16 protein-coding genes and 2 pseudogenes are annotated in these 15808 nt (G+C 62.2%); 2 read left to right on the top strand and 16 right to left on the bottom strand.

Features of this window, described 5'->3' with window-relative positions; genetic code table 11:
• Positions 1-62: 62 nt before the first annotated feature.
• Positions 63-1025, bottom strand: coding sequence for a histone deacetylase family protein (locus M2281_RS11460; RefSeq protein WP_425537727.1), 963 nt, complete (start codon positions 1023-1025; stop codon positions 63-65).
• Positions 1026-1195: 170 nt separating this feature from the next.
• Positions 1196-1402, bottom strand: coding sequence for a hypothetical protein (locus tag M2281_RS11455; RefSeq protein WP_280821298.1), 207 nt, complete (start codon positions 1400-1402; stop codon positions 1196-1198).
• Positions 1403-1565: 163 nt separating this feature from the next.
• Here M2281_RS11455 and M2281_RS11450 point away from each other — a divergent pair, with 163 nt between their 5' ends.
• Entirely contained in the window at positions 1566-2468 is a 903-nt protein-coding gene (locus M2281_RS11450; protein ID WP_280821839.1) for a 3'-5' exonuclease, read from the top strand.
• A gap of 77 nt (positions 2469-2545) precedes the next feature.
• On the opposite strand, the gene M2281_RS11445 is transcribed toward M2281_RS11450, so the two are convergent.
• From M2281_RS11445 to M2281_RS11400, 9 genes and pseudogenes are all read right to left on the bottom strand, one after another.
• Entirely contained in the window at positions 2546-2773 is a 228-nt protein-coding gene (locus M2281_RS11445; protein WP_280821297.1) for a hypothetical protein, read from the bottom strand.
• 44 nt (positions 2774-2817) lie between these two features.
• A complete protein-coding gene (locus M2281_RS11440) occupies positions 2818-3228 on the bottom strand; it encodes an SRPBCC family protein (RefSeq protein WP_280821296.1) in 411 nt (136 codons plus the stop codon).
• Positions 3225-3548 (bottom strand): annotated as a pseudogene (locus M2281_RS11435) (ArsR/SmtB family transcription factor). Before M2281_RS11435 ends, M2281_RS11440 begins: the two are co-directional and overlap by 4 nt.
• Positions 3549-3595: 47 nt before the next feature.
• Positions 3596-3778 (bottom strand): hypothetical protein, encoded by a 183-nt coding sequence (locus M2281_RS11430; RefSeq protein ID WP_280821295.1) that lies wholly within the window; start codon positions 3776-3778, stop codon positions 3596-3598.
• A gap of 16 nt (positions 3779-3794) precedes the next feature.
• Positions 3795-4616, bottom strand: a complete 822-nt coding sequence (locus M2281_RS11425; protein WP_280821294.1) for a carbohydrate ABC transporter permease — start codon at positions 4614-4616, stop codon at positions 3795-3797.
• Entirely contained in the window at positions 4613-5500 is an 888-nt protein-coding gene (locus tag M2281_RS11420; protein ID WP_280821293.1) for a carbohydrate ABC transporter permease, read from the bottom strand. Before M2281_RS11420 ends, M2281_RS11425 begins: the two co-directional genes overlap by 4 nt.
• Before the next feature lie 238 nt (positions 5501-5738).
• Entirely contained in the window at positions 5739-7067 is a 1329-nt protein-coding gene (locus M2281_RS11415) for an extracellular solute-binding protein (protein WP_280821292.1), read from the bottom strand.
• A gap of 18 nt (positions 7068-7085) precedes the next feature.
• Positions 7086-8641 (bottom strand): annotated as a pseudogene (locus M2281_RS29200) (putative N-acetylmannosamine-6-phosphate 2-epimerase).
• Positions 8642-8702: 61 nt separating this feature from the next.
• Positions 8703-9449 carry a GntR family transcriptional regulator gene (locus tag M2281_RS11400; RefSeq protein WP_280821289.1) on the bottom strand — a complete coding sequence of 249 codons (747 nt, stop codon included), beginning with the start codon at positions 9447-9449 and terminating at the stop codon, positions 8703-8705.
• A gap of 592 nt (positions 9450-10041) precedes the next feature.
• On the opposite strand from M2281_RS11400, the gene M2281_RS11395 reads away from it, so the two are divergent.
• Positions 10042-10521: a hypothetical protein gene (locus M2281_RS11395; RefSeq protein ID WP_280821288.1), complete on the top strand. Its 480-nt coding sequence runs from the start codon at positions 10042-10044 to the stop codon at positions 10519-10521.
• A gap of 77 nt (positions 10522-10598) precedes the next feature.
• Here M2281_RS11395 and M2281_RS11390 read toward each other — a convergent pair whose 3' ends face one another.
• Genes M2281_RS11390 through M2281_RS11370 form a run of 5 tightly spaced genes read right to left on the bottom strand, consistent with a single transcriptional unit; the run spans position 10599 to position 15779 of the window.
• Positions 10599-11351: an ATP-binding cassette domain-containing protein gene (locus tag M2281_RS11390; protein WP_280821287.1), complete on the bottom strand. Its 753-nt coding sequence runs from the start codon at positions 11349-11351 to the stop codon at positions 10599-10601.
• A 10-nt stretch (positions 11352-11361) separates the two neighbouring features.
• Positions 11362-12561, bottom strand: a complete 1200-nt coding sequence (locus M2281_RS11385; RefSeq protein WP_280821286.1) for an alanine racemase — start codon at positions 12559-12561, stop codon at positions 11362-11364.
• A 12-nt stretch (positions 12562-12573) separates the two neighbouring features.
• Entirely contained in the window at positions 12574-13551 is a 978-nt protein-coding gene (locus tag M2281_RS11380) for an ABC transporter permease (RefSeq protein WP_280821285.1), read from the bottom strand.
• Between the two features lie 46 nt (positions 13552-13597).
• Positions 13598-14662: a substrate-binding domain-containing protein gene (locus tag M2281_RS11375; protein WP_280821284.1), complete on the bottom strand. Its 1065-nt coding sequence runs from the start codon at positions 14660-14662 to the stop codon at positions 13598-13600.
• Between the two features lie 55 nt (positions 14663-14717).
• Complete coding sequence (locus M2281_RS11370) at positions 14718-15779, bottom strand: substrate-binding domain-containing protein (RefSeq protein ID WP_280821283.1); 1062 nt, start codon at positions 15777-15779, stop codon at positions 14718-14720.
• Positions 15780-15808 lie beyond the last annotated feature (29 nt).

Here is a 15808-nt window from a genome sequence, read left to right as displayed (position 1 = left end):
CTGGCCTGTGTGCGATTGGTTGGTCGTCGGGAAATTATCAAATGATCGGAATGAGCGCAAAATCAAATGCCTGTCCAATCGTCCGGATGACCGAAGAACGCATGTGCATTCTCATGCAGTGACGACAGATGATATCCGCCTTCCTGCACAATGAGGCAGGGAAGGTTCATCGCTCGTATGGCCGCGCCCAAACGCGCAAACCCGGCGGTCGAAACGGCGACCTTCGCTTGTGGGTCCAACTCGTAGATATCGAAGCCGAGCGACAGCACCAGAGCGTCCGCGCGGAAGTCGGCGACGGCATCGATGGCCGTCGCCAACCGTTCGAAGAAAACGCCCTCGCCGGAACCGTGGGGCATCGGAAGGTTGAGGTTGAACCCTTCGCCCTCCGCCCGGCCGCGCTCGTCTTCGAACCCCGCAACGGCCGGATAGAAGTTCGTGGGGTCGCCGTGGATGGAGACATAGAGCACGTCGCTCCTGTCGTAGAAGATTTCCTGGATACCCTGCCCGTGATGCATGTCGGTGTCCAGGATCGCGACCCGTCCGAACCGTGTCCGCAGTTCCTGGGCGGCGATGGCGGCGTTGTCGAGGTAGCAGAAGCCGCCGGCCGCGTCGACGCGGGCGTGGTGACCTGGTGGACGGCAGAGCGCGTAGGCCGCCTTTTCACCATCGACGAGCGCACGGGCTCCTGCCACAGCACTTTGCGCCGACCAATAGGCCGAGCGCCAGGTCTGGGGGCCGATCGGGCAACTGCCGTCGGCAAGGTAACGACCTGCCTGGGCGAGAACCCCCCGCATCGCGTTCGGCTCGCGGACGAAGATGTTGGACATGACTTCGTCGCCCCAGTCCTCCGGGACTTCTTTCCAGCGGGCGTGAGCCTCTGCGAGGAAAGCGAGGTATGCGCGGCTGTGGACCGCGGCAAGCGGCTCGACCCCGAAATCGGCCGGGGTCTCCCTGGTCATGCCGATGTCGAGGGCGGCCTGCAACAGCCGCTCGGCCCTGTTCGGCACCTCCTGCGGGACCCGCATCTTGCCGCGCGAGTAATAGGACTGTGGGTGATGAAGAAGCTGATCTGGATGGAAATATACCTTCATGACGCTCCCTTACCGACCTCCAAATCAGTCGGCACTCCATGAATCAGACAAAGCTCAAGTCAGGAATCCCAAACGCAATACATGCGGCAATCCGTCCACACCGCCTAGTCACCTATCAGGCCGTCGAAGACCTCAAGCATGGCGTCACTGATCGCCTTGCCAAGCGCGGCGGCGGTCTCCGTCAGGGCTTCCTCGTTCATGTCACGAGCGGCAATCGCAAAGGTGGCACCTTCTACCGTAACGATTTCCTGCGCCCGCTGAATCGCCCACAGGGCGAAATCGCTACGGTTGCTGATTTCCACGGTTTCCATGTTTTCTCCTGATTTGTTCGGGTGGATGCCTTATAGCGAATTTGACCGACGATGCAGTCCGGAGAATTTTTGAGCATGAGCTCGAGATAGGTGAATGGCGCAGCAGTTCGATTTGTTTGTTTCGAAAGCGACGGCTCCTGGAAAGAAGTCTGTTCCGTCGGCGATGAAACACCCGCCATCGCCTGGATTGAATGAAGACGACATGGTGCGGCACCTGCAGGCGACCGGTCGCTACCGCATCTTGAAAATGCTCGAGCCTCGTCCTGTCATGGCGGCCTCGCGGCCTGGATATCCCTTGAAGGGCGTAATCCTCGACACCGAGACCACCGGCCTCAATCACCGCAAGGACGAGATTATTGAGATCGGCGCCATTGCCTTCACATTTGATGAGGCTGGCAATATCGGCGATGTCATCGGCGTCTACGGAGGATTGCAGCAACCGAGCATTTCGATCCCACCGGAGATCACGCGTCTGACCGGCATTACCGACAACATGGTCGCCGGTCAGATGATTGATGTCCACCGGCTTCGCGCCATCGTCGAACCTGCTGATCTCGTTATCGCCCACAACGCCAGCTTCGATCGGCCATTCTGCGAGGCCTTCTCGTCAATCTTCGCTGGGAAAGCCTGGGCCTGCTCGGTTTCGGAAGTCGATTGGGCGTTTCGCGGCTTCGAAGGCACCAAACTCGGCTATCTGATCGGCCAAGCGGGCTATTTTCACGAGGGCCACCGAGCCGTCGATGACTGCTTTGCCCTGCTCGAGGTTCTCGCGCAGAGTGAGGGAGAGCCGGGACGCACGCCGTTTGCCGAGCTCTACGCAGCCAGCCAGCGATCCCGCGTTCGCATCTTTGCGGCAAACAGCCCGTTCGACATGAAGGACCACCTGAAAGCGCGCGGCTATCGCTGGTCTGACGGCAGTGACGGGCGACCGAAATCCTGGTGGATCGAGCTTGCGGAAGATGCACTCGAGAACGAACTCCGCTACCTGCGCTCGGAAATCTATCGGTGGGATGAAGCCGACCCACCGGTCAGGCGCCTTACCGCGTTTGACCGCTTCAAGGCCTAACAAGCAATCTGCTAACTGAGAAAATTGCCCACAGTGTCGGCCGCGCAAGCGCGGCCGATTCCTCTTGTTCCTTGTGTTCACCCCTGCCCGGTGACGCGTCGCACGCTGCGCCGTCCGGCGACATAGGGAAGCGCGAACATGTACAGGCCGCTGAACAGCAGCAAGAACAGCGGCGGCAGCGGCGAGTAGGTCACCCAAGCGGGAGGCTCACCAAAAGCCCGTACGAGGAAGTTGGCGATAACAGTCGCCGTAAAAGCAATCGACAGCCAGCGGTGGCTTTGCCGAATCCATGCGTTCCAATTCAATATGACCTCCTTTGCGACGAAACTCTCAATCGGCCCGACGGATTTCAGTCGATCCGCGCCAATATCTGCTCCAGATTTTCGAGGAACCGCGGCCACCCGGCCTTCGCGCCGTAATAGGCCTGCTGCTGATCCGGCCGGAAACCCGTCTGCTCCATACGCAGCTGGGTCCCGGTGTCCGAGGGCGTGAGAGTCCAGGTGACGATACTGTCGAGCCCTGCGGCGCTCCATGTGTAGGACAAGGTCTTGCCTGGCTCGATTTGGAGTACCTCGCAGCTAACGCCGCCCCAGTCGGCGCGGAGATCAAAGCGGTGGCCCACTACCGGCGCAAAATCGTTCTTCATCAGCCACTCCTCGATCAAATGGGGCTGGGTGAGCGCACGCCAGATTTTCTCCGGCGGATACGCAATCTCGCGTTCGACGACGACTGAGAGCGTTTCGGTCACGGCTTCGTTCATTGATCCATCCTTTTCAGCAAGTCTTCGAGGGTATCAAACCGGCTCTGCCAGAAGCCGGTCATTTGCTCGGCCCAATCGGTCAGCGGGACGAGAGCTCCGGGCCGCGCGCTGTAATGCGTCTGGCGGCCGTGGTGGCGATCTTTCACCAGACCGGCCTTTTTCAGGACGCCAAGATGCTTCGAGACGGCCGGCTGCGAGATGCCGGCCTGGGCGGTTATGGCGCTAACCGTCTACTCACCTTCGCGGCATAACCGCTCGAAGATCGCCCGTCGGGTCGGATCCCCGAGGGTCTTGAAGAGCATGTCGTAACTGGACGGCATCAAAACGCATAACTCCCTGGCTATTGATCTAATCAATAACCGGCGAGCTATGAATGAGTCAATAGAGAACTCTCAAAATACTGCTGCGCATGATCGCCGGCCTTGAGGAATTGGCCAGAGGGGCCGACGATGACGACGAACTCGCCGTCGGCGATCTCCAGATTGAGATCCCCTATGATCTCGGTGGCGCCATATTGTTTGCCCGCCTTCCGCAGCGAAATCGTACTCATAGGTTCCTCCGAGAGCTCAGCCTTTGACCGCACCGGCAGTCATGGAGCCGCTGATCTGGCGATACATGATGAGGCCAAGGAGGATCGGCGGCAGCGCGCCGACGACCATGACAGCGGACGCCACACCCCACTGCACGCCACCGCCGCTGGCGGCGAAGAAGAAGGACGCGCCAACAGTGATCGGCACCGCCTCGGAGGTGGTCAGCATCAGGCCGAACAGGAACTCATTCCAGGCGGTGATGAAGCCGAAGATCAGGCTGGTGACGATGGCCGGCCGGCACACCGGGGCGATTACGCTGAACAGGATCTGCGTACGGCCGGCGCCGTCCATCAGGGCGGCCTCGTCGAGTTCACCAGGCACGTCGCGGATGGCGTTGGCGAGGATGACTAGCGCCAGCGGTAGGTTGACGATGGTGAGGATCAGGCCGAGGCCGAGGCGGGTGTCGAGCAGCCCCAGCCACTGGAACATCATGTAGAGGGGGATGGCGAAGATGATCAGCGGCACGGCGCGCAGGTTGACGATGAAGGGTAGCAGCGTTCGCTCGCCGACCTTGCCACGCGCAATCGCATAGGCTGCGGGCAAGGCGAGCGCCACCGCCAGGCCGGTGCCGAGCAGGGCGACGGCGATGCTGTTGAACAGGTAGAGGAAGATGTTTAGCCGGTCGGAGACGGTGAAGACAGCGGCGTAGTTTTCCAGCGTCGGCGCATAGACCCAGAGGCCGGGATTGGTCGACAACTCGCGCGCGCTCTTGAACGAGGTGGCGAGCGTCACCAGGATCGGAAAGTTCATCGCGAAGGCAGCGACGGCGAAGACGAGCCAGCGGAGGGCGGTGATCATCTGATAGCTCCCCTGCGGCGGCTGGCGAGGTAGTTGAGGCCGTAGAGCACGGCGAAGGACACCGCGAACAGGATGACGGAAGCCGCAACCGCGTTGCCGATGGCACCCTGCTTGAAGAAGGCCTCGTAGATGTAGATCGAGAGCGAGGCGGTAGAGCCGCCGGGGCCGCTGCCGGTCAGCACATAGACGTTGTCGAAGACGCGGAAGCCGTCGATGAAGCGGATCAGCAGGGCGACGACGATGGTCGGCGCCATCAGCGGCAGTTCGATGTACCAGAGCCGATGGCGATAGCGGGCGCCATCCATGGCGGAGGCCTCGACGATCTCTTTCGGGATCGCCTGATAGGCCATGTAGAACAGGAGCAGCGCGAAAGGCGTCCACTGCAGGGTCTCGACCACAATCAGCGTCCAGAAGGCGGAGGTCGGGCCCAGGAACGAGAAGCTGGCCCCGAACCAGGTCCAGAGATAGTAGGGCACCGGGCCTACGAACTCGTGCAGGACGAGGCGATACATCAGGCCGACCAGTGCCGGCGCCACCATCAGCGGCAGCATCAGGATCGCCATCAGCCAGCTGCGCTTTTCGATCAGCGGCGACAGGAAAATTGCGAGAAACAGCCCGAGCGCGCATTCGAGGACGGCGGCGAGCAGGCCGAAGCGCAGCGAGAACCAACTCGCCTGCCAGAAAGAGGCATCGTTCCAGACGGAGGCGAAGTTGGCGAAGCCGGTGACCTGAGGATTCCGCAGGTTCTCGAAGGTGACCTCGGAGACCGAATAGACGAGGTTGACGATTGCCGGGAAGCCGAGGAACACCAGCAGGAACAGAACCAGCGGCGTCGTTAGCAGCTTGAATTCGGAAGAAGGGGCGCGTCGCGTCAGCGTTGTCATCAATCGATCTAAGGCTGGCTTCCGATGGAAGCGACAGTGGCTGGTTGGACCGAAGTCAGGAAGGCCTCGCGGCCCGCCCTTCCACAGGCTCAGGACTCGGCATTCTGACCCGACCCGCACGGCGGGAAAACAGAACGCACCAGGATCGCCACAACATGCAAGTGGCGGAGGTGCCGAGTCCTGAACCTGTGAGGGGATGGGCCGATGGCGGCGGGGCCGCCGCCATCGGCCGGCTTGCTTACTTGAGCAGTTCGGCCATGCCCTTTTCGGTGTTTTTCAGCGCGTCGTCGAGCGACTGCTGACCCGACCAGTAGCCGGTGAACTCCTTGGCCTGGAGCTCGTAGACCGAAAGCGCCTTGGCCGAGGTGCCGCCATTCATGACGTAGCCGTACTTGGAGGCGAACTCGCCGAGCTGGACCAGGTCGGGACGCTCGGCGGCGACTTCCTTGACCACGTCAGGCGTTAGCGCCGGTGCGCCGCTGTTCTTGGCGTAGATCAGCGCCGCTTCCTTGGACGACAGCCACTTGATGAAGGCCTTGGCGCCTTCCTTGTTCTCGGCGTTCTTGTTGAGACCGAAGCCGAGGCCGTGGATGTGGGTGAAGCGACCTTCCGGGCCGGCAGGCGGCGCTTTGGTCGCGGTGACCTCGGCGACGGCCGGCGACTTCTCCTTCGAGGTCAGGTCGGAAGCGGCAGCATTCCACTGCACCATCGCGGCGACCTGGCCCGAGGCGTATGCGGCATTGGCCTCGGCGAACTCGTAGGACAGCGAGTCGCGCGGCGTGGCGCCAGCATCGTAGAGCAGCTTGTAGGTCTCGAGGCCCTTGCGATAGGCGTCGGAGTTGACCGTGATCTTGCCGTCGGCGTCCATCCAATTGCCGCCATAGGCGCGCGGCAGCGACTGGAACACCATCATGTTGAACAGCAGGTTCTTTAGTTGCAGCACGGTGCCGTAACGGGTCGGGCTGTCCGGGTTCACCGCCTGGGTGAAGTAGAGGGCGGTCGCGGCATAGTCATCCCAGGTCCACTCCTCCGGGTTCTTCGGCTCGAGTTTCTTGCCGAGATGCTTCTCGGAGATCTCCGCGAACTTGGCCTTGGCGGCGTCGTCCTTGAGCAGCGCGTCGATCAGGTCCTTGCGGTAGTACATGAAGTGCAGCGACAGGTCGGTCGGGACGCCGTACTGCTTGCCTTCGTACTGCATGGTGGTGAGCACCGAGTCGCCATAGACGGCCTTGGCTTCGTCCGACAGTTCGACCGGCTCCATGAAGGGCGCATAGCGGCCGATGGAGTAGGTGGCGAGCAGGTTGGCGTCGAAGGCCTTCGAGCCGGCCGCGAGGTCGGCCTGCAGCTTGTCCCAGAAGCCGTCGCGATTGAAGAACAGCAGTTCGACCTTGTCATTATCGGCGACATCAGCCTTGGCGTTGTAGGCGGCGGCAGCGGCGCGCAGGGCCGTTTCCTCGGGACCGCCCGGCCAGCCAAGCACGGTCACTTTGGCGAATGCGGGGCTTGCCAGCAGGCTGGCGATGGTGACGGCGAGCAGTCCGCCCTTCCTCATCTTGGCAAATGGCATTTCGAAATCTCCTCCGGGTCAGTTCTTTTGTCTTGCAAGGTCCGCAATGCCCACGACGCCGGCGCTCTCCGCGAGTGCGGCGGCGTGAAGTTGCGGGGCGAGCCGTGGCGGCAGGCTTCCCAGCGCCTGCCGGACGGATTCGAGATAGCCCGGCGCCAGACCGATGCCGCCGCCGATGACGATGCGGGCAGGGTCGAGCATGAGCTGGATGTTTCGGCACAGGAGCGCGGTCTGGCGCACCGACGCCTGGATGATGTCGTTTGCCCAGCTCTGTCCTGTCGCCGCGGCCGCGAAGACCTCGCGGGCGGTGGCGCCGGGCTGGTGAGGAGCCGCCTGGGCGGCAATCCAGTTCCCGGAGACGAGGTCCTCGAGCACGCCGGCACCTTCGTCGAGGCTGCGGAGAAGGCCGAAATGACCGGCAAGCCCGCCGAGCAGGCGGCCGTTGATGACGATGCCGCCACCGATGCCGGTGGAGATGGTCAGAAACACAAGATCCTGGCCCTGGCCGGCCCCGAGAGAATATTCGCCCCAGGCCGCGGCCTGGGCGTCGTTGGCGGCGAGCACGGCTTCGCAGCCCGACAGTCGAGCGACCGTCTTGACCAGCGGGAAGCGGTCCGGGATGTCGAGCGTCTTGCGGTTGAGCGGCGACCAGCAGCCGTCGTCGATGATGCCGGTGACGGCGACGCCGACCTTGTCGTAGCGGCCCTTCCAGCCGGCAATCGCGTCGAACAGGGAAACGAGCCATTGCTCGGGGTCGCCGCTGCGCGGCGTCGGCATCTTCTTGGTTTCGAGCACCGCATCTCCAACAACCAGCGCGGCGAGCATCTTGGTGCCGCCGATGTCGAGCGCGAGGATGGTGTTGGAGCGCTCCATGGCGATCAGGCTCCCTCCCTGGCGATAGTTTCATCAAGCGCGGCACGGAACCACTGGGTGACATGTTCGGGCCGGGTGATGGCCGAGCCGACGACGACCATCGCCGCGCCCGCGGCAAGCGCTTCCTGGGCCAGGGCGGGCGTGCGCACATTGCCCTCGGCCACGACATGCGGGGTGAGCTTGCGCATAGCCGAGATCAGTTCGAGATCGGGCTCAGTGGGTTCGACCGGGCCGATGTAGCCGGCGAGCGTGGAGCCAAGAACATCGGCGCCCTCGGCCAGCGCCTGCCCGGCGTCCGCAATGATCGAGCAGTCGGCCATGGCGACGCGGCCATGGGCATGGATGCGTTCGACAAGCGCCTTGCTGGGCACCGGGCGGGTGCGCTGGGTGGCGTCATAGGCGATGATGTCGGCCCCTGCGGCGGCGAGCGCGTCGACATCCTCCAGCCACGGGGTGATGCGGACCGGGCTGTCGTCAAGGTCACGCTTGACCAGGCCGATGATGGGCTTGTCGGTGGCGGCGCGCACGGCGGCGACATAGTCGGCCGATTCAATGCGCAGACCGGCGGCGCCCCCGTCGATTGCCGCCAGCGCGAAGCCGACAACCATCGCCGCATTGTCCATCGCACCGCCCTTCACCGGCTGGCAGGACACGATGAGGCCATTCCTCAGGGTTTCGATATCAAGCGGCACGCCGAGCATCTCCTATGACGCCCTGACGGTAACAATATAAGACCAGATTGCAACAGGCCTTCAACTGGTATTATCGTATCAGCTCGATGACAAAGTCGTAGACGTCGCCGCGATATTTGGTCTGGGTGAACTCGACGATCTGGCCGTCGGCGAGGAAGCAGCGGCGCTCCATGACCAGCAGCGAGATGTCCCCCGGCGTTGCGAGGAGCAGACGCTCCTCCTCGGTTGCGGGCTTGGCCTGCATGCGCTGCAGCGCCCGCACCGGCAAGGCACCGGTAGCTTCGAGATATTCGTAGAGCGATTCCTTGACCTCCCGCGGGTCGGGCACGAAGCGGGCCGGAAGGGTCGCGATCTCGATGGCGATCGGGGTGCCATCGGCCGTCCGCAGGCGCCTTAGGCGCACCACCTTCTCACTGCCGGAGATGCCCAAGGCCATCATTTCGGCCGGCGAAGGCCGTGAAATCTCGCGCGAAATCCAAACGCAACCGGGTTCCAGCCCGCGCGAGCGCATATCCTCGGAGAAACTGGTCATGGTCGCCAGCGACTTTTCAAAGCGTGACGAAACCACTGTCTTGGCGCCCTGGCGGCGGTCGAGCAACCCGTCCGATACGAGGCCGTCAATCGCCTTGCGGACCGTGACGCGCGAAATTCCGAGCGCCTCGCTCAGCACACGCTCGCTGGGAATGACGGCGCCGCGCTTGACATGCGAGGAGGCGACAGCCTGCTTTATGGCGTCTTCCAGCCGTCGGTAGAGCGGCTCGTCGCTCTGATATGAAAGCTGCCTGGCGAGGAAGTCGAGGATTGGCTGATCGGTCATGGGAAACGCCCTCCAGGGGCCCATTCCTTACCAAATTTCTTTTCTGATATTAAACTGGTATTGTTCCTGTTTGGTGTATTTCCACAGACGAACGCGTTTCCACCCTCCGATCGAGCGCGCAGCCAGTACAACACGTGCCGCGCTGTCACCACGATCCTTTTTCGCAGTCGCCTGCACTGCCGCGTCGTGCGATCCGCGGGCATGGTTTTCAAGCAGACCACTTACTGGAATGGCGCTTGTCGAAGGTCCGACTACGAGCAGGTCGCTCGTTGGTCGACACTGAAACTACCGAACACGTGGCCGGCTTTCCTGGGTCCACCATCGCCCGCCGATTGCAAAGTGGTGCCGGCTTCGGTCACGCTTGCGAGCCGAATGGCTATGAGAGCGGCAAAGGCTGCGACGAGGCTGTCCTTACTAACCATGATTCCAGAACCTAACCTCAACCGGTAGATCGGCCGCGAACGGCCGTCGATGAGAGTGTAGGCTAACGGTGACCCATGCACCTCAACCGAACGGTTGAGGCAAATGTCGCTGGAACGGATAAGATGGTGACAAACTGTCGGCACCTTGGGGGATGAACATGGACAGGACGATGCTCAAAAAGGTTGCGGAAAACCGTTCCAAGTCGGAAGGAGCAGGAAATCCCTTCCGCTCCGCGTTCAGGGGCATCCGGACGTCGATGCTCGTCGCAGCCGCCGCCTTCGCCACGAATGCGTTTGCCGCCGAACCGCCAGCCTGCATGGACGAGGTGATACGGGGGCAAATCCGTGGGCACCTTGGGAATGTCGAACAGATGGCCTCGGGGCGCCGCTTCGTCGAACTCGCCCCCGTAGCGGATGTGTTGGCAGCGCCACCCGCCTCCGCGAACCAGTATGCGACCGCAACGACCTATATTTCCGCTTCGCGCTACTGCGAGGGCCGCGCCGAATTTGATGCTGGCGAGGCAGAGCCAGTCTATTGGCGGATAGACCAGATGATGGACGACGGCGAGGAATCGACGCGGCTGGACATCTGCCACCGGTTCTTCGACGTCTTCGAGGATGGCTGCAAGGCGTTCCGGCCGGGCGAATGACGAAGGGGCTTCGTGCCTCATCCAACTTGGCGGATGAGGTACAGCCGCTGCGGCCCCTCATAGATCAACTGCAGCACCTAATGGTGCTGCAGGCCCGTGATCATCGCGATAATCTCGTTCTTGTCGGTCTTTGCCGTCTCGCGGACGCCAATCTGTCGACCACGCCTCAGCACGCAAATGCGGTCGGAGAGCTTGAATACCTGATCGAGGCTATGGCTGATGATGAGCACGCCAATATTCCGCTGCTTGAGCGACTGGACGATCTCTTCGACTTTCGCGGTTTCGGCCACGCCGAGCGCTGCCGTCGGCTCATCGAGCAGGATGAGTTTACTAGCCCAGTGGGTGGCGCGGGCAATCGCGACGCCCTGGCGCTGACCACCTGAGAGGTCACGGATCGTGGCGTACGCCGAAGGAATACGAACATCCAGTTCTTTCACCAGTTGCTCGGTCTCGGCGATCATCTTGCGGCGATCGAGCAGGCCGAAACTGTTCACCGGCTCGCGGCCAAGGAACATGTTCATGTAGACCGTCTGTTGGTCGGCCAGCGCAAGGTCCTGGTAGACGACCTCGATGCCATGCGCCCGCGCCATGGTCGCGTTGGACATGGCCACCGTCTCACCTTCAATGGTGATTGTCCCGGAGGTCGGCGTATACACCCCGGAGATGATCTTGATCAGGGTCGACTTGCCGGCGCCATTGTCGCCAACAAGTGCTACGATCTCACCCGGAAAGATGTCGAGTGAGAAATTCTCGATCGCGGTGATGCCGCCGAAGGTCTTGCGGATATCGTTCAGCTTGAGAATGGGTTCTGCTGCGTTCATCGCTGTCATCCCGAACCTCCTAGACCGGCCAAGCGGCTGTTTCGCCGAAGCCGTTCTCGATCGTTTCCACCTTTGGCGCGCCTTTCGAGATGCCGGAGACGCCGACGACGTAGGCGCGGGTGACGAAGGCTTGGCCACGGAACCCGAACACCGCCGTGTCGCCCGGCTTCGGCGCATTCGCGCCGCTGGCGTCGATCATGGCGTAATAGTCGATAGCCGAGGGTGGCGGCACCTCGACGCTGCGCACGGCGCCAGCTGCCGTCGTCGGGTCACTGCCGACAACAGCCTGGACGTCATAGTCGGGGAAAATCGGGTCAATATAGAACCCACCACCGAAGCAGTAGGCCTTGCCGCCGGAAAGGTGGGAAACCTCGGTCAGATAAAGCACCGCAGGCAGTTCGGGCAGGTCTTCCATGACATGGAGGGCCGTCGTGCCATGCAAGCCATTGCCCGGCTCGCACTGCGTGGCACCGGCTTCGGCAAGTGCAGCGAGCATGACGCTCGACGTAGTCCCCGGAGCGTTGACCTCTATGCCCTTGCGGCCAGCCTTGGCCAAGGCTTCGGCTGCCTTGGAAAGGGTGGCAAGGTTGTTCGTCGGCAAAACCTTGCGGCTCGAATGGTCGAACAGCAATGCCGGGAAGGTCGTGATACCGGCAAAGCGGCCACCTGCGAGCGCATCGAACCGGTCCGCGACGGATACCACGTCTGCAGCGTCGAAGCCGCCCTCGTGACCGCGATAGAAGGTGTCGCCCTCGGCATGGATACGCGCAAGCAGGTCCTGCGTGCGACCCGCGGCATTGGCTCCGGCAGCAGCCTCCGCGGCCTTTGTGTCGTTGAACACCGTCCAGTAGTCCGGCTTGAAAGTCGCCGCCGCGGCCGCTGCCTCGGCACGCGCCACCTGCTGGAGATGGCCGAGATGAGCGACCTTCAGCCCTGCCCTATGCGTGGCGCGGGCGCAGGCCATGTCGACCGCCACAGCCCCGTCGATGCCGCCGCGTTTGACGGCCTGGCAGAAGGAGCTCGAACGACCGACCTGCTTGGTCATAGCGAAGATCTTGAGGCCGTGGCGGCGCGCCTCGTCGCTGAGGACGCGGGCGTTACGCTCGACTGCATCGAGGTCGAGCACATAGGCGTTAGCAGGAATCTTGCCTTCTTGGTGCAGTGCCATTGCGGCTTCAATGAAGGCCGGGTTGCGGCGGCGCAGGACGTCAAGAAACATGAAACATCTCCATCAGCGGGACTTTTCGCGCAGCGATACGGCCACCGCGGCGAGGATGATAAGACCGCGAACGATCATCTGGTCGGAAACGGAAAGGCCCATCAGGATCAGGCCGTTGTTGAGCATGCCCATCATCAGTGAGCCAACGAGAGCGCCGACAATGGAGCCCTTGCCACCGTTGAGCAGCGTGCCGCCGACGATGACTGCGGCGATGACCGTCATCAAATCAGTCTCGCCGAGCGTATACTTGGCCGCCTGAAGTCGGCCGGCATAGAGCAGGCCGGCGAGGCCAGCGAGGCAGCCGCTGAGCGTAAGCACGGCGAGCCTTATGCGCGGAACGCTGATGCCCGATACACTCGCCGCGCGATTATTGTCGCCGATGGCCAGCACGTGGGCACCGAAGCGCGTTTCGCGATAGATTATGTGGCCGACGGCTACGGCGATCGCCGTCCACCAGATCAAGGAAGGAATTCCAAGGAAGGCGCCAGAGCCGAAGAAGCCGGTGAATGTGCTGTCGGTGACAGGGATGGAACGCAGGTTTGTCATCGAGCGGGCGACCCCTGCAAACAAACCCATCGTCGCCAAGGTCACCAGGAACGAAGGCAGCCGCACATAGGCAACCAGCGCGCCGTTGAGCAGGCCGATAAGCAGGCCCGACCCAAGACCGGCAAGCACGCCGGCAAAGATCCCGTATTCGTTCACCGTGACTGCCGCGGCAAGTGCAGCCACCGCGACGGTGGAACCGATAGAAAGATCGATCTCGCCAGCCGACATGACGAACACCAATCCGATCGCCATTATGGTGGCCGGTGTGGTCTGCAGCACGATGTTCGAGAGGTTGCGGACGGTCAGAAAGCCACTGTCTCTCAACACGACGGCGAAGAACAGGAAGATCGCCACGAAGCCGAGATAAACGACATACTGCTGCAGATTGATACGGCTGGCGAAACCGGCTGGCTGGCCGGTCACGCTCGTATTGGCTAAGGGCATCGTTCTTCCTCCAGAATGCAGGGGGAGCCCGTCCCCCCGCTGGATTTTACTTCGCAGCGTCGGTGACGCTCGCGGGCATTTCCTTGTTGAGTGACTTCTTCCAGCCGTCGGCGACATTAGCCTTGGTGACGGCCAGCGAATCCACGACCAGGAAGGGCTTCGCGTCGACGCCGAGTAGGGAACCGGCCGCGGCGCGAGCTGCGGTGACGCCGATGTTGTATGCCTCGTCAGCCACGAGCGCGGCGATGTTTCCGCCCTTGACCATGTCAAGTGCCGCAGGCTCGTTGAGGTCGAGCGTCACGATCTTGGTGTGCGTGTTGCCCGCGCTGCGCAGCGCCGACAGTACACTCAGCGCCGGCTCCGCCCAGGTCACGTAGATACCATCGAGGTCCGGGTGCTGGGTAACCATCGCCTGGGCGATTTCCTCGCTGCGCGCGGGGTCAGCCATACCGGCTTCCGCGACGATCTTCATGTCGGGATAGTCCTGCTCGATGGTCGTCTTGAAGGCACCGTCGCGCTGGTTGGTGACGTAGAAGTCAGCGTCGTGGAAGATGTAGCCCAGCTTGCCTTTGGCGCCGAGCGCGTCGGCCATGGCAACTGCGGCCTTGTTGCCCATCTGGAACAGGTCGTCGGAGACGATCGTGACATAGTCCTTGCCGTGAACATAGCCGGCAGGCGAGTTGTCGACGAAGGCAAGCTTTACGCCAGCGTCGCGCGCCGGATCATAGACGACCGAGGCCGTGGCTGGATCAACCGGCAACGAGACGATGATCGACGGCTTTTTGGCCATCACTGTCTCGACATCGGCCTTCTGGCGGGCAGCGTCGAAGCCGGCATCCGTCTGGGCGATCACCTCTATGCCGAGACGCTTGAACTCATCATGTGCGCCCGCATTCACCGCATTGGTGTACTCGCTCATCTCGTGCCACACGAGCGCGGCAGTATATTTCCCGTCCTTGATTTTCTGTTCCTGATCCGGCGTCAGCACAACGCTGTTTGCCGGAGTCGGCTGTTCGCCGTTTGGCCCCTTGGTCGCACCACCAGCCGCAAATGCAGTGGTAGCTGCGAGCAGACCAGCAAAGAGGGCAAGCCCTCTCAATCCCGTATTCATGATTGTTCCTCCTAGAAAATGGCTTCCGGCAGCGGACTGCTCCCGGGGTATGGATTTACTTAGCAGCGTCGAGCACCGATTGCGGCGCATCACGGTTCAGGGATTCCTTCCAACCATCGGCCACATTTTCCTTCGTCACTGTAAGAGCCGGGGCGACGATGAAGGCCGGCGTCTGCTGGTCCAGCAGTGACTTGAGGCCGGCAGCGGCCATGGCGCGTCCAAGTTCATAGGCCTTGTCGGCAACCAGCGCCGTGACATTGCCGCCCTTGACCATGTCGAGTGCGACAGGCTCGGCCAGGTCGAGCGTCACGACCTTGGTCTTTGCGTTGCCACTCGCACGCAAGGCCGTGAGCACACCATCGGCAGGCTCGGCCCAGGTGACGTAGACGCCATCGAGATCAGGATTTTGCAGCAGCATCGCGCTGGCCAGTTCCTCGGCACGCGCCGGATCGGAAATGCCTTGCTCGGCGACGATCTTGATATCCGGATAGTCCTTCTCGATCGTCGACTTGAACGCCTGGTCGCGCTGGTTGGTGACATAGTAGGTGGCGTCGTGGAAGATGTAGCCAACCTTGCCCTTGCCACCGATCGCCTTGGCCAGCGCATCGGCGGCCTGCTTGCCCATCTGGAACAAGTCGTCGGTGACAATCGCGGCATAGTCGGCGCCGTGTTTGTAGCCACTGGGCAGGTTCGACAGGAACACCAGCTTGGTGCCATCCTTCACCGCCTGGCGGAATGCCTCGGCCGAGGTGGCGGGGTCGAGAGGCAGCGCCAGAATGACGTTGGGCTTAGCCGCGAGCGCTGTTTCGATGTCGCTCCGCTGACGCGCGGCATCAAAACCGGCGTCGGTCGTCACCGCAATTTCCACCCCGGCACGAGCAAACTCATCCTTGGCACCGGCCGATACGGCATTGGTGAAATCAGACGAGGTGTGCCAAAGAAGCGCGGCTTTGTAGCCTTTTCCCCTAAGCGCCCCAATGTCAGCATCCGACAGACTGACGTCGGCGCTCGGCGTCGCAGTTTCTCCCGACGGCCCCACGGTCTGGGCACACGCGGCACCGGCGCCAAACAACAGGCAGCTGGTCAGAGCTGCCGCAAGCATTTTCCTCACTATCATGTCTTCCTCCCGATCAGATTTAGCGAAGT

The sequence above is a fragment of the Pseudaminobacter soli (ex Li et al. 2025) genome (genome assembly GCF_029892515.1).
In the GTDB taxonomy this organism is placed as follows: Bacteria; Pseudomonadota; Alphaproteobacteria; order Rhizobiales; family Rhizobiaceae; genus Pseudaminobacter; species Pseudaminobacter soli_A.
The sequence above is the reverse complement of the archived record's forward strand: the minus strand, read 5'-3'. Positions and strand labels throughout refer to the sequence as shown.

What these genes read in the sequence shown, in the direction of transcription:
- M2281_RS11460 (WP_425537727.1), bottom strand. Translation starts at nt 1,025, where the DNA reads ATGCGGGTCCCGCAGGAGGTGCCGAACAGGGCCGAGCGGCTGTTGCAG.
- M2281_RS11455 (WP_280821298.1), bottom strand. Translation starts at nt 1,402, where the DNA reads ATGGAAACCGTGGAAATCAGCAACCGTAGCGATTTCGCCCTGTGGGCG.
- M2281_RS11450 (WP_280821839.1), top strand. Translation starts at nt 1,566, where the DNA reads ATGAAACACCCGCCATCGCCTGGATTGAATGAAGACGACATGGTGCGG.
- M2281_RS11440 (WP_280821296.1), bottom strand. Translation starts at nt 3,228, where the DNA reads ATGAACGAAGCCGTGACCGAAACGCTCTCAGTCGTCGTCGAACGCGAG.
- M2281_RS11430 (WP_280821295.1), bottom strand. Translation starts at nt 3,778, where the DNA reads ATGAGTACGATTTCGCTGCGGAAGGCGGGCAAACAATATGGCGCCACC.
- M2281_RS11425 (WP_280821294.1), bottom strand. Translation starts at nt 4,616, where the DNA reads ATGATCACCGCCCTCCGCTGGCTCGTCTTCGCCGTCGCTGCCTTCGCG.
- M2281_RS11420 (WP_280821293.1), bottom strand. Translation starts at nt 5,500, where the DNA reads ATGACAACGCTGACGCGACGCGCCCCTTCTTCCGAATTCAAGCTGCTA.
- M2281_RS11415 (WP_280821292.1), bottom strand. Translation starts at nt 7,067, where the DNA reads ATGCCATTTGCCAAGATGAGGAAGGGCGGACTGCTCGCCGTCACCATC.
- M2281_RS11400 (WP_280821289.1), bottom strand. Translation starts at nt 9,449, where the DNA reads ATGACCGATCAGCCAATCCTCGACTTCCTCGCCAGGCAGCTTTCATAT.
- M2281_RS11395 (WP_280821288.1), top strand. Translation starts at nt 10,042, where the DNA reads ATGCTCAAAAAGGTTGCGGAAAACCGTTCCAAGTCGGAAGGAGCAGGA.
- M2281_RS11390 (WP_280821287.1), bottom strand. Translation starts at nt 11,351, where the DNA reads ATGACAGCGATGAACGCAGCAGAACCCATTCTCAAGCTGAACGATATC.
- M2281_RS11385 (WP_280821286.1), bottom strand. Translation starts at nt 12,561, where the DNA reads ATGTTTCTTGACGTCCTGCGCCGCCGCAACCCGGCCTTCATTGAAGCC.
- M2281_RS11380 (WP_280821285.1), bottom strand. Translation starts at nt 13,551, where the DNA reads ATGCCCTTAGCCAATACGAGCGTGACCGGCCAGCCAGCCGGTTTCGCC.
- M2281_RS11375 (WP_280821284.1), bottom strand. Translation starts at nt 14,662, where the DNA reads ATGAATACGGGATTGAGAGGGCTTGCCCTCTTTGCTGGTCTGCTCGCA.
- M2281_RS11370 (WP_280821283.1), bottom strand. Translation starts at nt 15,779, where the DNA reads ATGATAGTGAGGAAAATGCTTGCGGCAGCTCTGACCAGCTGCCTGTTG.